This is a genomic window from Vagococcus salmoninarum (assembly GCF_003987495.1).
GTDB lineage: Bacteria > Bacillota > Bacilli > Lactobacillales > Vagococcaceae > Vagococcus_D > Vagococcus_D salmoninarum.
Genome location: NZ_NGJU01000003.1, coordinates 140,867 through 160,567 on the forward strand (window position 1 = coordinate 140,867; position 19,701 = coordinate 160,567).

The 19,701-nt window shown below is 37.7% G+C and carries 14 protein-coding genes; 3 read left to right on the forward strand and 11 right to left on the reverse strand.

Annotated features, from left to right (window positions below; genetic code table 11):
- Positions 1-4: 4 nt before the first annotated feature.
- Genes CBF35_RS03305 through CBF35_RS03325 form a run of 5 tightly spaced genes read right to left on the reverse strand, consistent with a single transcriptional unit; the run spans position 5 to position 5,342 of the window.
- The gene (locus CBF35_RS03305; RefSeq protein WP_126778551.1) at positions 5-556 is read right to left on the reverse strand and encodes a hypothetical protein; all 552 of its coding nucleotides are present in this window, start codon (positions 554-556) and stop codon (positions 5-7) included.
- Between the two features lie 26 nt (positions 557-582).
- Positions 583-1,149: a hypothetical protein gene (locus tag CBF35_RS03310; RefSeq protein ID WP_126778553.1), complete on the reverse strand. Its 567-nt coding sequence runs from the start codon at positions 1,147-1,149 to the stop codon at positions 583-585.
- Between the two features lie 25 nt (positions 1,150-1,174).
- The gene (locus tag CBF35_RS03315; protein WP_126778555.1) at positions 1,175-1,711 is read right to left on the reverse strand and encodes a hypothetical protein; all 537 of its coding nucleotides are present in this window, start codon (positions 1,709-1,711) and stop codon (positions 1,175-1,177) included.
- A 20-nt stretch (positions 1,712-1,731) separates the two neighbouring features.
- Positions 1,732-2,238: a signal peptidase I gene (locus tag CBF35_RS03320; protein WP_126778557.1), complete on the reverse strand. Its 507-nt coding sequence runs from the start codon at positions 2,236-2,238 to the stop codon at positions 1,732-1,734.
- Between the two features lie 17 nt (positions 2,239-2,255).
- A complete protein-coding gene (locus CBF35_RS03325) occupies positions 2,256-5,342 on the reverse strand; it encodes a vWA domain-containing protein (protein ID WP_126778559.1) in 3,087 nt (1,028 codons plus the stop codon).
- A 342-nt stretch (positions 5,343-5,684) separates the two neighbouring features.
- Here CBF35_RS03325 and CBF35_RS03330 point away from each other — a divergent pair, with 342 nt between their 5' ends.
- On the forward strand, positions 5,685-8,234 hold the full coding sequence (locus CBF35_RS03330; RefSeq protein ID WP_170174699.1) for a winged helix-turn-helix domain-containing protein: 2,550 nt from the start codon (positions 5,685-5,687) through the stop codon (positions 8,232-8,234).
- Between the two features lie 49 nt (positions 8,235-8,283).
- On the opposite strand, the gene CBF35_RS03335 is transcribed toward CBF35_RS03330, so the two are convergent.
- Positions 8,284-11,718 carry an FtsX-like permease family protein gene (locus CBF35_RS03335; RefSeq protein WP_126778563.1) on the reverse strand — a complete coding sequence of 1,145 codons (3,435 nt, stop codon included), beginning with the start codon at positions 11,716-11,718 and terminating at the stop codon, positions 8,284-8,286.
- Between the two features lie 11 nt (positions 11,719-11,729).
- A complete protein-coding gene (locus tag CBF35_RS03340; protein WP_126778564.1) occupies positions 11,730-12,431 on the reverse strand; it encodes an ABC transporter ATP-binding protein in 702 nt (233 codons plus the stop codon).
- 196 nt (positions 12,432-12,627) lie between these two features.
- On the opposite strand from CBF35_RS03340, the gene CBF35_RS03345 reads away from it, so the two are divergent.
- Both CBF35_RS03345 and CBF35_RS03350 read left to right on the forward strand, forming a co-directional pair.
- Entirely contained in the window at positions 12,628-13,323 is a 696-nt protein-coding gene (locus tag CBF35_RS03345) for a DNA/RNA non-specific endonuclease (protein ID WP_126778565.1), read from the forward strand.
- Positions 13,324-13,335: 12 nt separating this feature from the next.
- Positions 13,336-13,827, forward strand: a complete 492-nt coding sequence (locus CBF35_RS03350; protein WP_126778566.1) for a hypothetical protein — start codon at positions 13,336-13,338, stop codon at positions 13,825-13,827.
- Between the two features lie 47 nt (positions 13,828-13,874).
- On the opposite strand, the gene CBF35_RS03355 is transcribed toward CBF35_RS03350, so the two are convergent.
- The 4 genes from CBF35_RS03355 to CBF35_RS03370 form a co-directional block, all read right to left on the reverse strand.
- Positions 13,875-15,542, reverse strand: a complete 1,668-nt coding sequence (locus CBF35_RS03355) for a peptide ABC transporter substrate-binding protein (protein ID WP_126778567.1) — start codon at positions 15,540-15,542, stop codon at positions 13,875-13,877.
- A gap of 345 nt (positions 15,543-15,887) precedes the next feature.
- A complete protein-coding gene (nagA, locus tag CBF35_RS03360) occupies positions 15,888-17,033 on the reverse strand; it encodes an N-acetylglucosamine-6-phosphate deacetylase (protein ID WP_126778568.1) in 1,146 nt (381 codons plus the stop codon).
- Between the two features lie 86 nt (positions 17,034-17,119).
- Positions 17,120-17,950 carry a helix-turn-helix domain-containing protein gene (locus CBF35_RS03365; protein ID WP_126778569.1) on the reverse strand — a complete coding sequence of 277 codons (831 nt, stop codon included), beginning with the start codon at positions 17,948-17,950 and terminating at the stop codon, positions 17,120-17,122.
- Between the two features lie 259 nt (positions 17,951-18,209).
- Complete coding sequence (locus CBF35_RS03370) at positions 18,210-19,427, reverse strand: pyridoxal phosphate-dependent aminotransferase (RefSeq protein WP_126778570.1); 1,218 nt, start codon at positions 19,425-19,427, stop codon at positions 18,210-18,212.
- Positions 19,428-19,701 lie beyond the last annotated feature (274 nt).

Here is a 19,701-nt window from a genome sequence, read left to right on the forward strand (position 1 = left end):
TTAATTAATTAGGCCAGCCACTTGCTTCTAAGCTATTCAACCCATTGTTGTCTGCTTGAACCCCATCTGCTTGTAACGTGATTGCAATTTTTTGATCACTAAAACGATTATCAGCTTCTTTACTCAAACTAACTTGGGTAAATAAAGGCGTAGTTTCGCCCCCGGCCACTAAGGGGCTTTGATAATAGTAATAATCATCCGCCCCTACTTGCCAATCAGTTGCATAATTCAGTGAAATTAAAGCGAGATCATCACGACTGAAATCGACTTTCGCATCAACGAGTTCTTTTGTTGCTTTGACTCGGACAAAAACTGGCTTGTTGCCTTCATTTTTGACTGTGACAATTCGTTGCATGTCATCTCCTGGAACCATCTTTGCACTTGGTTCAGTAAAAGGATTGCCTAAGCCGTCCAAGTCATTAAGGGCAATTTTTACTTTCCCTGTCGTAATAATCCCTTTTTTCGTTTGACTACTATTAAATAAAGCGTAAGTTGTGTAAATACTGCCGACGATTAACAAACTTAATAATAATACTCCTAATCTTCTCTTAGTCATTAAGGATTCCCCCTTTTTTCATTCTCTTATTTACTAACTTCTTGCCAACCGGCTAAAGCAGTAGCAATTCCTTGTGCTTGAATAGCATAGCCTTTAACATTAATTTGCGGTGCTGTTAACTGGCTTAATGTCTCACTAGTTAATTCCTCTGAGAAGCTAATCGTTGTAAATAAAGCTGGTAACGTTGTCCCTTGCTTACTCGTTGCGACTGTTTCTTTATATGCGAAGACTTTCTTTTGGGGCGTTGAAGCAATTAGCTCCCAGTCAGCATGGTAATCAAGCTCATAGTAAGCTGTAAATTCAGCTAAATCATTAGAAAAGTCGAGTTCTAAATAGACGTAACTTTCTTCACTGTCCGCCTTAACTGTTAAGGTTGGATCTTTTTCTAACGTTCCGCCTGGAACAATTTTATGTTCTGGCCCTGCTAACTCCCAAGCTGGTTCTGCTAAAGAAATCCCAACTTTACCGACTGTAAAGGTATTCGCGATTAGCGCTGTTTGATCGCTTAAAAAGGCATATGTACTCGCAATTCCTAACATCACAACTACACCTAAACCAATTATTCCAACCATTTTCTTTTTTGTTTTAAACATTATAATTCCTCCTATTTTTTATTAGTTAATTGTTTGCTTGGGGATTCATTCCCCAAAGCCCAATGACTCCTTCTAGTGGTTCACTTTGGACGCTTTGAGTCATAATCTCTAACTTAAATTGTTTCCCCTCATAAGCTGTGGCTAAATCCGCCTTAGGTTGACCTTCATAAATTAAAACACTGGTTTCCCCTTGACTGGCGACTGGCTGACGATGATACCAGTACCCCGCTGATTCAAACCAATCCGTTTCATTAAAACTCAAACTATAAGTCCCTTCTGCTGGTAGCCCTAAAGTTACGCCAGTCTCTGGCTCTAGCCAACTTGGGATAACTTTAACTCGGATAAAAGCAGTGATATTACCAGTATTTTTAACGGTAACATTCTTTTTAACTTGTTGATCAAACTCTTCAATAATTTCATTGTCAACTTTACCAACGAGTAGGCTGTTTTCTAAAGTCGTTGTTCTTTCGACTAACCAAGCGTGAGTCGTACTCGTTACTAACCAAACTAAGGCAACTAAACTAACTAACCAGCCTAATTTAAGCATTCTTTTTTTTCCCATTTGATCCCCCTCCCATCTCTTCACCCATTTTGTAGTCCCGGACTTTTTGGTGGATTGATTAACTTGCGCCAGATTAAGTGACCCAAGCTAATCAAACTAAAAATTAGTAATAATAAAAGACTTATTTTTGATTTAAGCCACGTCACGAGATAGCCTAAAGCTGGTAAACTTATGGTAACTTTCCCTATCAACTGGTCTTTAGTCACTGGTTGGCTATCTAGCTGCTCATTGCCATCTCCTTGAGTCATTACCCACTGCTGATTCTGGTCAAGCTTCTTTACTCTGTGAGTGACGACTGTTCCTTGATTATGCTGACTCTTAAAGGTCACCACATCATCCACGGATAATTGTTCAAGTGTCCTTGGCGCAACAACAATTAAACTCCCTACTGGAATTGTTGGTTCCATCGAACCGGATAACACAACTAAAAATTGATAGCCTAAAGCGCGACTAATGACAATTAGTAAACCTAAGGCAACTAAACCGCCTAGTAAAAACCGGCTAAAAATTTCCCATCTCTTTCCCATCTCATTCAACTCTTTCTCTACTTAGCTTGAAACTTATTTTCAACCTGACTTTCATGAGTTAACCATTGATTATTATTTAAAACATTTACGAATGTCACGCTACCTTTTTGATCTCCTGTCAAGGCTAATTGAAACTCCTTAGTTTCAGCCAAGTAACGACTAGACCATTCAGTTAACTCTTTCACTTGGTAATTACCAGGTTTTAAAGAGCTTAAGGTTGCTGTGCCAGTTCTTTGATTGCTAGCTAAAGTAATGACTTGATGATACGTTTCACTGACATCCCCTTGACTCCAAGTGATTTCAAAGATAAAGGACTCTTCGCCAAAGTTCCGTTGTTCACTACTTTTTATTTCCTTATTAATAATTAATTGACTCCTTCGAACATCAATCGTAAAGTGAGCCCCTTGAGGTTGCTGATTCTTTTGATAGTCATTATTAAGGAAAGTTACGACTGAACTAATATCGGTGGCTCCTTGATTAACTTGCCAATAATAAGCGGTTTCTGCTTCTGGACGATCTTTCGTCAGCTTAGTTGTTGTTCCTAAGACAGCTGCTTGGAATGTTAAGAGCGGCTCTTCCCCTTCAATTCCTGCAAGCTCAGTCAACTTATTTTCCCAAGTAACTGTTTTTAATCGTTCCGCTAAAATCGTTTGACTACCAAGGTCAATTGTTGTATTCGTACTTGTAACCGTAGGTGTAAAGATAAAGACTTTAAAACTTAAGTCCTTCGTCGTTTGATTTAACTCCTTGTCTGAAATTATTTTTTGATTACTCAGTTGAACCGTTTTAATCCTTCCAGTTACTTCAGGTGGGGTTAAGGTCGTCGGTAACTCATAGGTTCCTTTGATGACACTTGGTTCGTTACCTACAAACCTTAAGTCTTTTAACTCACTTGCTTTACTGTGTTGCCAATTAATAATTTTTGGTAATTGTTGCCTTTGATCTAATTGATTTGTAAAGTAGATTTTTCTGTCCAATGCTTTAATTTCTGGATAAAAGAGATAAATTTCAGATTTTTCTGATTTGTTGATATCCGCAACACCTGTTGTCCCACTTAAAGGCGGCAAGGCTGATGATACCCGGTAAGTAAGATCGTAAACTGTGTCTTGGCTTTCTACAGCAACTTGACTAAAGGCCTCATCTTTAAAAGCAGTACCAGCCGGAATTGTTTTTTCAACTAACATTTTTCCAGCTTGTTTGATTTGGTAAGTTACTGTCGTGTAACGGTTATTTTTACCATCTAAGACTTGGGCCTTCGTAAAGAAATCACTTAAACTCGTTTGATTCCCAATATAAGTTTTTTGATTTTGACTTGTTAAACCACTCGCCTTTAAAGGGATGTTTACTTTTGGCTGTTCAAACCGTTTTATCTCAGTTTCAGAGCCATCTTCATTTTTAGTAAAGGCCCCTGATTCAGCTTGATTTGTTAAGACTTGATTTCCACCCATAAAATCTGGCTGAATGTCACTAGAAAAGCGGATGATTATTTTATTGTTCCGAGTGGCTGGTGTTGGTTGTTGGTTACCGTCAAAAATCACTGGCTCTAAAGTTAAATTTTCAATTGTTAAAGATTTGCTGTCTTGCTGATAATTAAGTTGAACGTCAGTTTCTGCCTTTAATCCAGGCTGGTATTCCCAACTACGATAAACTTTTACCCCACTTAAATTATTCGGGATATTATCAACTGTTGGTAAAAACAATTCCTCCGACAAAATATCTCTTAAACTTAAACCTTCGATTTTCCCCATTTCAGTTGCAATTTGTTGGAAAATATTCGCTAAATCATTCGCATTATTCGGCGTTAAATAGTAATTGCCATTATTTGAATAGCTTCCAAGGGCTAAGGTATCTCGGTAATTATTCAAATTAGAAACTTGTGCCTGTAAGTAATTACTTGAAATTCCATTCAGCATACTATTAGGAATGTCACTACTACTAGTAATGAGCGGATTCGCATTATTTTGAATCCCTACAGTGTAGATTGTCGCAGCTAAATTGTTTTTTAAACGGTAGGCACTGCTGATTGCCGCACCAGCAATTGATCCGGCTGAATAGCCACTTGCTTCTGGCCTGCCATCAGTAAATAAAATGACTGCCTGTTTTGCTGATGAACGATTAGCCTTAACTGCACTCTCGGCGCGACTCATACCTAAGTCATGGCGGGTTTGGCCATTAACTCTGAGATTTTTGACTACTTCTTTTAATTTCTCACGATCATTTGGTCGATTAGTCTGAAAAGTTTGGCTGTTAAGAGTCGCACTAGAATTATAGGTCACTAACTTAATTGTGTGGTATTGGTCAGTACTTGGGTTATTTGCAGCTGAAAACAATGTATCAGCAAAACCATTAACGGCTGTTCTCAATGCCCCGATTTTAGTGACTTTACCAAAACTCTCCGCCATACTACCTGAAGTATCTAAGACTAAGACGACGTCTGTTGGTCGCATTTCAGTCACTATGCTCCCTTTAGCATAGGCTTCTAATTGAAAATCAACTTGCTTAGTTGATGGATTATAAGTCGCCTTTTTACTTAACTGTAAATTATCAGTAGAACCTTGTTCAAAGGCACTCATTAACGGTCCGGGACTCAAAAAGCTAGTAATCGAACTTGGATCAAAAGGCCCTTCGGCTTCTTCTTCAGACTCGTCACTAGTCACGGTTTCTGACTCTGAGGAGCTTGTCAGACTCTCAACACTTTCTACTCCTAGTTCTGTTGTCGTCTCTTCAGCTATTTCCTGCCTCTCTGAAAAGCTTGCGGCTGTTGAAGTATGAGTTGACTCTAGGACTTCATCACTGACTAGGCTTGAATCAGCTAATTCCCTGGCCGCTTCCTCTTCTTTGTGAAATTTCTCCAAACTGACAACTTGCTCCTTTGTGAGTTTTTTGATTTCAAGAACTTGTTCTGCTTCTGAGTAATTGGCTAAAAATGCGGCTAACTCTTGACCGTATAATAATTGCTCCTCTTCCTTGGTTGCTTCCTGTAATTGGTTGCTAGCTGCTACGGAGTTTGTGATTGTTTCCGCCAGTCCGATAAGTGGTGTCACTTGTAAGGTTAAAGATAAAATCACTAAGATTTTAATTAACATCTGCCACTTTTTTTTCATTATATTCACTCCTACCTCTTTAACTTATTTAAATTTCCTATGAGTCATCTCTTAGACTACTTCTAGTTTATCTAGTCTGGTTGGTTTCAACAATCCCTTGAAGGTTAGGTCAATTTTAATTATCTTTTTCACAAGATTGAGCTTTTTTTCATTTATCCTGAGGTAAAAAAAAAAGAGGTTAGTTTTTACTTAATTTCTCGCCAAATTACTGATTTTATTCCTAATAACTACTATTAAGGCTTTTTTATACTCATTTAGTTTCACACAAGTTATAATTCATTTATAAACAATAACTGATGATTACCGCAATAACTTAATCAGTTATAAACATGGAGGACTATGATGGATAATAGATCAATTCAAAATGAAAAATTAATTGCTGAAGCATTACCAACAAATTTTTTACCTCGGGAATCTATCAGTCAATTATTCGCAAAAAATACTGATAAACGAATCATCTTTTTACAAGCACCTGGTGGCTATGGCAAGACGACCTCAACTATCCATTGGTTGTCGGCGTCACAGTCAACGCCCCTCTGGATTTCTTTAGATGAATACGATAACTTACCAGGACTCTTCTATAAAATTTGTTGTAATGCTTTGCTTGTGGCCCAACCGGACAACATCCCCCTTCATAAAATTGTTGCTGATCCTGAATTTACTTCTTCACCCGTCGAGTACACCATTCTCGCCTTAGCTGCTTTTAGTACTAATCAAGACGTTTATACCTTAGTTTTAGATGACTTCCATGTCATTACTAACCCTAAAATTATAAAGTCACTACCCTTTATTTTAAAAAGACTCTCACTTTCAACAAAGATTGTGATCCTTAGCCGCAGGGAGTTACCTGATGATTTAACTAATCATTATGGTGAAGATAAAATTGGTCACATTACTGCTGATGATTTAGCTTTTTCAGAAACAGATGTCAGCCTTTTTTATCAACAGACTGGTTATCAGCTATCGACTGCTGAAAATCAACAAATTTATAAACAAACTAAGGGTTGGCCAATTGCTCTCCAAACATTAGCCATGAGTCCAGCCATTGCTTTACCGCAAAATGAAACTGAAAATCGGTTAAGTGCCTTTATTGAAAAACAGTTGTGGGATAAATGGTCGACGGCTACTCGTGAGTTATTGCTTAAACTAAGTGTTTTAGAAGAGATTACCTCAGAGCTTTGTTTAATCGTGACTGAAGATCCCCAAGCTTTTGATTATCTCCAACAGTTAGCTCTTGAAAACATGATGATTCAAAGTGTGACCGATGAGACATTCCGCTATCATGACTTGTTTACTGAATTTTTACGGGGAAAAATACATGAAAACCCCCAGTTGATTATGACAGATGTCTACAGCCGTCTGACCCAATACTATCTAAAGCAAAATGATCTATTTAAAGCCCGTCAAGCTGCGATTAATAGTCGTGATGAAGACTTAATGATTGTCACTCTATTAAATGATAGCCAGTATCAAGATTACAAGGAGAGCACCGAACAATACGTTGATACGATTTTAAAATTTCAAGCAATGAATATTCCAGCGGTCCTTTTTGAACGGGAACCGGCTTTCCACTTAATTCCAGCATGGTACTACTACTTAACAGGTCGGGGGACTAAATTAGCCGAACATATTGATCAGCTACTCCTTAACTTTGCAAAAATTGCCGTTGACTCCCCTCACGTCTTAGAAGAGATTGTCTTAGTCTGTGGCTTAGATACTCGCCAAACTTTGTTAGAAAAAACTAGCTCAATTACTCAATTTGTTTCTCTCCCAGATACACCATCGAAAACCCATTCTGGTAGTACGATTTCATTAACTTTACAAGTCCCCTTTCTTCATCGAGGATTAATTGATTATTATGAGCTAGCAAACCTAGAAGCTAGAGCTCTAACTGAGCCTCATTTCAAAGTTTTGTTGCAACATGCTTTTGAACAGACGATGACCACGGTTTATGCTGGTTTGGCCACAGAAAGTAATGATTTACAAAAAGCCTATCAATTAGCTACCCAAGGGTTTGCCAAAATTAATGATGAAACAAACCATGAGTTATATTTTGCTTTGTCAATGCAACTCCTCCATCTCCATTACTTATTAGGAAACCGCAAAGACTTTCAACAATTAAAACACCAATTAGAAAACTGGTTAAATGTGACGAGTAATTACTATTTAACGCCTAATTATGCAGCCTATACTCACCGACTTGGAATTTGGTCAGGCCAAAGAGACCAAGCAGAAGCTTGGCTCGATAGTTATTATGTGACACCTTCTGATTCCATCGAAATTTATCGTTTGTTTCAACATTTTACAACTATTCGTGCCTACCTTTTAACTGGGCGGACTCATGAGGGGATTCTCCTAGGGGAAAAAATCTTAGCTTTTGCCCAAGAGTTCCAACGTTTAGCCGATGAAGCTGAAGTGACCACTTTACTAGCGATTAGTTACTGGTCTCTCGGTCATCAAAAACAAGCCTTATTTTTGATGAAAGACATTATTGAAAAAACTGAACCTTATCATTTTATAAGAGTGTATGCTGATGAAGGGGCGGCATTGTTGCCGATTTTGTCTAAATTACGAAATCGTTTAAATCAACTACCTGACAGTTCTCAAACACTCTTAACATATCTCAGCCAGATTCTCGTTTTAACAAAGGAAGTGGCGAACAAGAAACCAGGGATTTTGCCAATCGCCACTTCAGCTGACATCAAATTGTCCAAACAACAATTACGGATGATTGAATTATTAGCTGAAGGTCACAAATTCTCAGAAATTGTGACGATTACTAACCTTTCGATTAATACTATTCGAGCCCACGTCTCATTAGCCTATCAAAAGCTACAAGTTAACAATAGTTCCGATGCCGTTAATAAAGCTAAAGAACTTAATTTATTATAAGAAAAAACCGTTAGTTCCCCCTAATCTACAGGGGAACTAACGGTTTCTTTTATTCAGTTGATTTTAAGGCTTCAATCATATCAACTTTTCTTAATTTACGATGCATGACTAACATCACAACGAAAGAAAAGAAGAGAGTCAAGAGTGCCGAGTAAACGTAACTCATCTTATGAATAGTCGGGGAAAACATCAGCATATCGACTTCAGCTGTACTTAACACAAATGTGTGAAGTAACTTACCGACAAAGCACCCAACAACAATTCCTAAAATTGTTAAAATGTTATTTTCACGATAGACGTACATCGTGACTTCATTGTTATAAAATCCTAAGACTTTAATCGTTGATAATTCACGAATTCGTTCTGAAATATTAATATTCGTTAAATTATATAGAACGATAAAGGCTAGGGAGGCAGCGGAGATAATTAAGACCCAAACGACAATGTTTAAACTATCAATCGTGTCGTCCATGGCATTACTTGTCGTTGTTAAGAAACTGACATTAACAACTTTATCTAAGGCCATTAAACGTTCTGAAATTTGATCTTCTTGTTTTTCGGTTACTTCACCATCAAATAACAACAACTCTGAATTAAAGTCCGGTAGCTTATTAAAGACTGATTCATAATAAGTTGGTGTCATATAGACAAAATGCATGGCGTAATTTTCAATAATATTCGCAATTTTAACTAGGTATTTTTGATTATCACTCGTCGTTAGTTCAAAGGTATCCCCTTTTTTTAAATCAAACATTTTGGCTAACTTTTCGTTGATCAACACACCTTGATCGTCTAATTGGTAAACTTCCCCGGTTTTTCGATTATTAAAGAGAACGAACTTACTAATCATCGAAACATCTTCTGGTGTATCGACTGTAACTGTTTGAGTCGTTTTACCTTTTTGACGAATTTCCATCGATTGTTGGGCAATTACGAGGCGATTACTTAAGGCTGGTAATTCTTCAACGGCTTTTTCAAATACTTGCTCTGCTTCTTTCGTTGTTTCTTCTTGATAAGTCACAATGCCTTGGTAATGCCATAGCTTACTAAATTGAATATCAACAACATCTGAAATCGAATCACGTAAACCAAATCCTGTAATGATTAAAGCCATACAGCCGGCAATGCCAAAGACAGTCATAAACATTCGTTGCTTATATCTTAATAAATTCCGAAAAGTTACTTTTTGATTAAAATTCAGACGTTTCCAAATGAAAGTCAATCGTTCCAAGAAAATTCGTTGCCCAGCCTTTGGTGCCTTTGGTCGCATTAAAATGGCTGGGGTACTGAATAGATCGAAACGTAAGACGACCATAGCCGAGATTAACGTACACATCAAGGCGACAATCAGAGATTGCAGTGAATAGCTTAAATAATAGATGACTTGCCCTTGAGGGATATTATACAAGGAGCCATAAGCATCAATAATTACCTTGGGAAAGACATTGAAACCAATAATTAAGCCGAGGCCAGCACCAATTAAACTAGCTGCTGTCGCGTAAACAATGTATTTCAAAGCAATCTCACCATTTGAGTAGCCAAGAGCTTTCAACGTCCCAATTTCCCCACGTTTTTCATCAACCATCCGGGTCATTGTCGTTAAACTAACTAAGGCCGCAATCATAAAGAAGAACACTGGAAAGACCGTGGCTATTGAGGATAACCGGTTAGAGTTTTCATGATATTCAGCATAACCTAACGTATCCTCTCGATCAAAGAAGTAATAAGTCGGTTTTTCAATTTTGGCTAACTCGGCTTCTTTATCTGCCAGTTCTTTTTGACCATCTTTTAATTTTTCGGCTGATTCTTTCAGTTTTTTCTCGCCGTCTCTTAACTTCCTTCCAGCTTCAGCAAGTTCGTTTTCACCTTGAGCAAGTTGCGCTTGGCCGTCACTTCGCCCTTGCTCCAAGTCACGATAGCCTTGGTCTAAGGCGACTTGACCATTAGCTAACTCAGTTTTAGCTGACGCTAGCTGGGCGAGGCCTGCTTGGTACTGGTTTTCGCCTGCTTGATACTCTTGAAGACCTGCTTGGTAAGTGGATAAAGCCTTGATTAGTTCCTCTAATTGAGCAAGTTGTTGATTAATTTCTGTCGTGGCTTCTGGTAAACGGCTTGCGGCTTGGGCAACAAGACTTTTAATTTCCTCAGTCATTGGCGTTGAACCAACTAAAGCTAAGGCTCCTTCGACATCCCCTAAGTCAGCTAACTCCTCAGAATAGTTACTTAAACTAGCTAACCAACTATTTAAAGTCTTCTCTGGAATTCTTTCACCTACTTCAATAGCGGCAACCGTTTGAGTAATGTCCGTTGCCAAATTTTGAGCTAACTTAGTCAGTTCGATTAACTCACTTTGTTGGCCTTGAAGTTCTGCTACATTCGTATTAGGATCAATCCCTCGAGTTTCTAGTTCCGCTGCCCCTTGGTCTAATAGCACCTTACTTTGATCTAACTTTTGGCGGCCACTGGCTAGTTTGCCACTTTCAACTTCAAGGGTTTGCTTTCCCTCAGCTAGTTTCTGACTATTTAACCATAACTCATTTTCACCAGCTGCGATTTTCTCAAGATAAAGGGCTCTTGCATTCGCTAGTTCCCTTTCACCTTTAGCTAAATCTTCACGACCTTTTGCTAATTCTTTTTTCGCCTTAGCTAATTCAGCTTCCCCCTCCTTGAGCTTTTCTCTAGCTTCGTTCAAAGGTTTTTCGGCTTCTTTTTTTATTTCCGCTAACCTTTTTTGAGGTCGTTCTTGAAATAAGTTTTTTAATTCTTTTGTGTTCGCCTCCATCGCTTTTTCGTACTCCGGTGTATAGGCTAACAATTTCCGAGTGTTGTTATACGTTAGGAAAACTTCAGAATAATAATCGAGCTGAAAGTTTTCAACTGGCAAGACTGCAAAGTAGTCAATCGAGCCTTTCCCAACTGTCGTTGTCCCCCGGGACATATTTTCAATAAACATTGGCGAGTTAACGAAACCAACTACAGTGTATTCTTTAAGCTTAAAATCTGCTAAAACTTTCTTGTCAGCTTCAATTTTAAACGTATCACCGATTTTATAATCTTTGAAGATTGCTGCTAAATTATCTAAAGCAATTTCGTTGTTTTTTTCAGGTAAACGGCCCTCGATTACACGATACTGATTCAACTGATCTTTAGCCTGTAAGTCATAACCGTAAAACTTAATTACCCGATTAATGTTACTCATATTGACATCTTTACTATAAGTGGCTTGAACTTTTTCGATGTTCGGATCAGTTTCAAGTAACGCTAAGTCTTCCTTCGTTAAACCCATCGTTGAAATTAAACGGGAATCCATTAATTGCTGCTCTTGAAAGTAGCGACTAGCGGTATTGTTCATATTTGGGCCAGTCGCTTTGATACCGGCATAGAAACAAACACCTAAAAGAATAATCCCTAGAATGGAGAGAAATCGGGCTTTCGACTCAAAAATTTCTCTATAAACTGATTTTAATAAAGCTTTCTTTTTCATTGGTTCACTTCCTACCACTCAATATTTTCTACTGGCATCGGCTGCTCATTCATTACGACACTTCTCACTTGAGCATCATTGATCCGGATGACCCGATCCGCCATTGGCGAAATCGCTGAATTATGAGTAATGACGATGACTGTCGTACCAGTTTGGCGACAACTGTCTTGTAACAGTTTCAAGATTTGTTTGCCCGTTTCATAATCTAAGGCGCCTGTTGGCTCATCACATAAAAGTAATTTAGGATTTTTAGCTAAGGCTCGGGCAATCGCCACCCGCTGTTGTTCCCCACCTGAAAGTTGGGCAGGAAAGTTTCCTTGCCGCTCCCCTAAACCGACTTGCTTTAAGACTTCTACTACATCTAAGGCATTTGGAGAGATTTGTGAAGCTAACTCCACATTCTCTTTTGCCGTTAAATTAGGAACTAAATTATAAAACTGAAAGACAAAACCTACGTCTAAGCGCCGGTAAGTCGTTAATTTTCGTTCATTGTATTTACCGATGTCAGTTCCATCAACAATGATTTGCCCTTCATCTGCTTGATCCATGCCGCCAAGAATATTTAGAACTGTTGACTTGCCAGCGCCACTTGGCCCTAAAATTACAACAAACTCCCCTTTTTCGATTGAAAAATTAATATCATTATTAGCTGTTATGGTTGTTTCACCCATCTGGTATCGTTTAAAAACTCCTGATAACTCTACATAGCTCATTAACATCCGCTCCTATTATCTTACTGATTGCTATTTGTATTAGTTACTAAGCTATTTTCAGCTTATTATTTATCTATTCCTATTTTAACACATATAAAATGACTTGTTCACGGCTTTCACCGAAACTTTACACACTTTTCTTTGAGTTATTAGTTAAAGTTACGTATAATATCAAATGAGAGAAAAGGGGAATGACATGGCAAAAAAAAGAAATAGCAAGGCGAAACTAAATCCAACCATTGCAACAATTGGGATTTTAGTTTTATTATTACTCGGTTCCTTAGGAGTCCAAGTACCAGAAATTATTCAAGATTACTTTGGTGTTGATGGTCCGAAAACCACTCAACAAACACCTCAAAATAAGCCTAATCAGACTGCTGAGCCTGAATTAGGAGAAAACCCAGGCATAATCGATCATGGACTTGCCACCTTTACTAAAGAAGAATTAATTGATTCTAGCACTGGGTGGGTGACTTATCACAAGTTAGATAGTCTTGAACGAGCAACTGGCGGTGATGCTCTAATCAAAAAGAAAATGATCAACACTGGAACAAAAGCCAATCGTGATGTTAAGCCCCCAGGTTTCATCTCAGGTTTAGAACCTTATGGCCACTCCCGGGGACACTTAATTGGGCGCCAATTTGGTGGCAGTGGCGATAGTTTACAAAACTTAGTTACTATCTATCAAGATCCTGTTAATAGTCCTTTAATGACTGAATACGAGAACATGATCAGAGTGGCCGTTGATAATGGTGAAACTGTCCGTTACCGAGTAATTCCAATCTACGATGATGCTAAAGACTTAAAGCCGACAGAAATTCATATGCAAGGCCAAAGTGTTAGTGACAAAGGTAGTATCAATTTTAATATTAGTATTTTAAATTTACGTTAGGAGATGGGCCAGATGGAACAAGTCTTTATCGTCTTACAATACCGGATTGCTGACAAGAAAGTCACAACGTTTATTAACTATTTTGATGAACGACGAATTTTTCAATACGACGACTATTTTTTGTTAGACCAAGCTAGAATTAAACGTTTGTTTTTAAATAATGTTGCGCATTTAGCATCGGAAGTGACTCTTTCGCCTGATTTTTTAACTGAAGAAGGGGCTGAAGTCGTGGCGATGACGATTGATGGTGACTTTATTTTAGCTAATGATCACCAGACCTTTGTCATTCCTAAGTCCTTTATGACTGCTGACATCGAAGTCTTCCCCCAAGCAGTGATTGATTTCTTTGTCGCCTATGAAGAACAAACATTAGTGTCCCACACCTTACCGACTTATCAACCTCATGAATCACTAGTAAATGAAGCAGAAGAGCTTCCTGACTTAGATATAAGTCCGGTCACAGAAGAACCTAAAAAAGGTTTCTTAGCCCGTTTCTTCAAATAAATAAACCCGTTCACCTTTTAGGGCGAACGGGTTTATTTGTTTAATTTCTAATCAATGACGTACATATCTTTGTAATCGTAAGAGGCTCCTGCTGTGTGAGAGACATAGCCTTTAACTTTCGGATTACGTAAGTGTCCTTCGACAACTTGATAGATTGGCATAACCCCATAATCTTCAGACAATAATAATTTTTCAGCTTCTAAGTAAGTCGCCCAACGAGCTTTTGGATCAGTGGCATCCGTCGTACTAGCTTTTTCAATCAAGGCGTCATATTTAGGATTCGTGTAAAGTCCTCGGTTATATGAGTTCCCAGTGACAAATAAATCTAAGAACGAACTCGGGTCATTATAATCTGCTCCCCAAGCTGTTAGTCCCATTTCAAAGTCACCTTTTGACATGCGATCTAAACGAATTGGTTTTGTGACCGCTGTGACTGTTGCTTCAATTCCTAAAGTTTCTTTGTAAACCCCTTGTAAGTATTCAGCAATTTTTTTAGTTGAGTCATTATCATCGGTTAAGATATCAAACTTAATCGTCTCAACCCCTAGCTCTTTTTTCGCTTTTTCAAAGAAGTCTTTACCGGCTTCTAAGTCGAAAGTTTTATGAGCACCTGAATCTTCAACAAAATCTTTTTTCGTTTCTGGATTGACGGCTAATTCACTTGGGACAATTCCTGTTGAGGCTGTTGAGCCATCGCCCAAGACACTATTAACAATCGCTTCACCATCAACGACTAAGGCTAACGCTTTACGTAAGTTTAAGTTGTTAAATTGGGAATCTTTGTCCCCTTTATTCGTATCAATGTAGACTGTTCGACCATCACGCTCGCCGATATAACTATCATTGTCACGGTATTGTTGAGCTAATTCACCAGTTAAAATAACATCGTCTAACATGTTATCTTCAAATAAGTTTAATGCCGTTGAAGCTTCTTTAACTACGACAGCCTTAACTTCTGATAATTTAACCGCTTCTGCATCCCAATATTGATCATTCTTTTTGTATGACCATTCTAAATCAGAGCCTACCCCATCAAAATCGGCTAAAACGAAAGGTCCGTTATAAGTCGCAGTTTCACTACTATTAGCAAAGTCTTTGCCATATTTTTCCACTGTTTTTTCTTGTAGTGGGAAGAAGGTTGGAAAGGCTAGTAATGAATCAAAATAAGGAGTTGGCGTTTCTAAAGTAATCTTGACTTCGCTGTCACTGACCGCTTCAATTCCTAAGGTTTTCGGTTCAGCCTCACCTTTAATTATCGCTGCGCCATTTTTTACTGATTCAAATAAGTAGGCATATTCTGATGCTGTTGCTGGTGTGACCACTCGTTGCCAAGCGTAAACGTAATCCTGAGCCGTAACTGGTTCACCGTCACTCCATTTAGCATCATCTCTTAGTTCTAATGTATAAGTTAAACCATCTTCACTTTTTTCAGCTAAGGCTTTCGCGCCAGCAGGAATCGGTTCATTTTTAGCATTCATGCGGTAAAACCCTTCGTAAATTTGGTTCAGCACACCAAAGCTGACTTTATCTGTTGCAGTTGCTAAGTCTAATGAGGCCACTTCTTGTGGAATCCCAAAACTTACAACTTGTTCTTTTGCTAAAGTTTCTTCACCTGTTGCTGCTGTTTCTTCGGTTCCCGAGTCCGTGCTACATGCAGCAAGTGTTAAAACGACTGTTGAGATAAAACCTAAATAAACCAATTTTTTTAATTTCATAAACAACCACCCTTTTTCTAATATAATAAGTATCATACTATAACGATTAGAATAAAACAATCTTTTTTTAATCTAATTCTAATCTCAGTGCCATTTTATACTAACTTATCAGGTAGTCGCTCTTGATTTTTTTAGCTTTAACTACTAAAAAATCTTTTTCACGCTAATCAACATTTCCTATTCCCCCTTGTTTGCGCTCTTCAACATCTTTGATTTTCTATAAAAACTACTAACTATTTCCCTGATTCTTGCCACTTATGCTAAAAGATTAAACTATTTTTAAAAACCCACAAAATAAAAAAACACCTCAAAATTTTGAGGTGTCTCTATATTACTAATTAATAGTTAAGCTTCGTAACGTAGTTCGCCATTTAAGAAGGTCGCTTCTAATTCCATTTGATCTGATAAGACGATAAAGTCAGCCTCACGACCTTTAGCAATTAAACCACAAGTGTCGTCAATGTTGCAACTCACTGCGGGAATTAAACTTGCCATCATGACGGCTTGCTCTGGTGTTGCCATGCCCCAGTCAACGACATTTTTTAAGGCTTCTTTTAGTTTTAAGATACTACCAGCTAAGTTACCGTCTTGCATACGAGCAGTTCCTTCAGCCACAACTACTGGGAATTCCCCTAACATATAATCCCCATCAGGCATCCCACCAGCCATCATACAGTCAGTAATTAAGGCAATGTGATCATGGCCTTTCGTTTTGACTAAAACGTCCATGGCATTTTTGTGAACGTGGTGGCCATCGCAAATTAATTCTGCGTAGACATCGTGTAGAGTCATCGTTGCCCCGACCATGCCTGGTTCACGGTGATGTAAGCCACGCATGCCGTTAAAGGCGTGTACGAAGACGCTTGCGCCTGCTTCAACAGCTTTTTGTGCTTCCTCAAGAGTGCCGTCACTATGTCCTAAAGCCACAACTACCCCTTGTTTTGTGACTGTTTCAACAAATTCAGTCACTCCTTGACGTTCTGGTGCTAAAGCGATTTTTTTAATGATTCCCCCTGAAGCTGCTTGCCACTCATTAAAGATTTCCAGACTTGGATCAGAGAAGTAACCTGGGTTTTGAGCCCCTTTATATTTTTCAGTAAAGAATGGGCCTTCAAAATAAATGCCTTTGATTTTAGCCCCAGTCACTTCTTCCTTAACTTCACCAATCGTTTTGGCAACTTTTGTTAATAAATCACGGGAAGATGTTAAAGTCGTTGGTAAAAAGGCGGTCACCCCACATGATAATAAGCCTTCTGACATAATTTTAAGACCTTCTGGATTATTATCCATTACGTCTTGGTTCATGAAGCCATGAATATGGGTATCAACTAAACCAGGAGCAATCCATTTTCCAGAATAATCTTGAACTTTAGCGTTAGCTGGAACTTCTTTCAGGAAGCTGCCAAATAGCCCTTCATTAAGTTCTAAATAGCCTGGTCCAACAACACCACTTTTTAAAAAGAATTTATCTGCTTTAATATAAGAATTCATCATAAGCCTTCTTTCTTTGTTTTAGTTCTTTCACTTATAAAATTACGCCTCTTTTATGGAATTGTCAAGATTGGTGTATACCATTATTACAATTCGTCATTACTTGCAATAATTTTAATGATATTAGCTATTTCCACTAGTTTCACAGCCTCTGCTAATTGGTCGTTGTCCTCATAGACGATGCCTTTCAATAATAGTAATTCATCTAAGAAATAGTAACTGTTGTTTTTACGGGACCAGTTAATTCCTTGATTGATCATCTCTAAAGCTAGCTCGTATTTATCAACATTCAGACAGGCAACAGCGGCATTATAAAAGATTTTAGTTAATTCAATTTGATGACGCTCACTTGGTATTGTGTAAAACAACGCAATACTTTTCTTCAAAAAGAAATCACCAACTTCGTAGTCTTCCATTTCAAAGTAGACTTTTCCTAACTCACTTAATAAGAGAATTTCCATATCAGAGACAATTTTCTTTTTATTAGTATAAGTAATATTTAAGGCTTTTTGGACTAATTCTAAAGATTGCTTTAGATTCCCATCTAACATGTAAATAGCGGAACCTAAATAATAATAATACTTTTGATAATCTTCATCTGAAAATAAAGATTTCTCAACACTCTCTTGGTCAATTAACTGTTTTAATTGTTTAAAGTCTTTTGAACGATAATAATAATCCATTAAATGCAGCCAACGGCTATTAGTTTTAATTGTTTTTGAATCTTGATTCATCACTTGGTCAATTGAAATATCTAGTTTATGACACAACTGTTGCATCACAACAACATTAGGAACTTCTTCATTATTTTCAATCCGACTTAGAACACTTTGAGAACAGACATTTTCAGCTAACATCTTCTGAGTTAAGTGGCGGTCTTTCCTAATTTTCTTAATAATTGAACCAAATTTGTACATACCTCTGCTCCATTCTACTTATATGCTAATTCACATTTTAAGGCATTTTCAAGCTGATATCAAGAGCTCTGGAATGTAATTACTTCTTCAAATTGTGTTGAAACTTTCAGAAAAATGACTGATAGGCTTATCCCCCATACTATGAGCGCAATTTTTCTAGAAAACCCTTGCTCCTTTTTATTGTTTTATAACTATTTATTCTCAGATGTTTTTCAACTAAAATAAAAAAAAGCCGACAATTAGTCGGCTAAGTTCATAGTTATTTTTGTTGATAAGTACTTAAAAAGGTTCGCATACTCGTTGTCATCTCTGCTAATTCATCGACTTTTGGTAAATAGACTACTCGGAAATGATCTGGTTGTTGCCAATTAAAGCCACCACCATGAACCATTAAAATATGATGTTCATGTAGAAAATCTAAGACAAATTGTTCATCGTTCTTGATTTTGAATTTTTTCACATCAATCTTCGGAAAAATATAAAAGGCGGCTTTCGGTTTAACTGCTGTAATTCCAGGAATATCATTTAAGGCTTTCGTAATAAATTCCCGTTGCTCATAGATTCTGCCCCCAGGCAATAAAAGTTTATCGCTGCTTTGATAGCCACCAAGAGCGGTTTGAATGATTTGTTGGGACAAGACGTTGGAACAGAGGCGCATCGAAGCTAACATATTTAAGCCTTCAATATAACCTTGGACGTTTTTCTTATTACCACTTAAGACCATCCAGCCACAGCGGAAACCAGCTACCCGATGAGATTTTGACAAACCGTTAAAAGTCACTACAAATAAATCTGGAGCAATCGTCGCCATTGGCAAGTGAACTAAACCGTCCATCACTAAACGATCGTAAATTTCATCTGAATAAATAATTAAATCATTTTCACGAGCAATTTGGGCAATTCCTTCTAAAATTTCTTTCGGGTATAAGGCACCCGTTGGATTGTTAGGATTAATTACTACAATTGCTTTCGTATTAGCCGTTACTTTTTTGCGGATATCCGCTAAATCTGGATTCCATTCGGCTTCTTCATCACAAATATAATGAACTGGAGTGCCACCAGCTAAAGACACAGAGGCAGTCCATAAGGGGTAATCTGGCATCGGAATTAAGACTTCATCCCCTGTATTCAGTAACCCTTGCATACTCATCGTAATTAATTCACTGACCCCGTTACCTGTGTATATATCATGAATGGAGACATTCGGAAACCCTTTTAACTGACAATATTGTTCAATGGCTTTCCGGGCTGAAAAGATGCCTTTTGAATCGGAATAGCCTTCAGAATCCCGTACATTCATAATTAAATCACGAACAATCTCATTAGGAGCATCAAAACCAAATGTTGCTGGATTACCGGTATTTAATTTTAAAATATTAATGCCTTCTTCAATCATCCGATCGGCTTCTTCTAAAACTGGTCCACGAACGTCATAACTAACACCTTCTAATTTACTCGATTTTTGAAATTGTCTCATTACCTCGGCTCCTTTTATTCAAATTAAGAGGATTTCCCTCTAGCTATTAGACTAAATTTAAACTAAGCATTCTAAAAAAGCAAACATATTAAATTTTCTTAAGAAAAAAGTTGAGAAAAAAGCCTTAGCTCCTTTCTCAACTTTTAATTTTGGCTGTATAATTTTTGGTGTGGATGAAGAAATTCATTCACGCCTATTTTTACACAAAAAAATAGAAACATATGAACTTTCCAGTTAGAATAAAGTTGCTAAGACCAATTCAGGGAGGAAGATT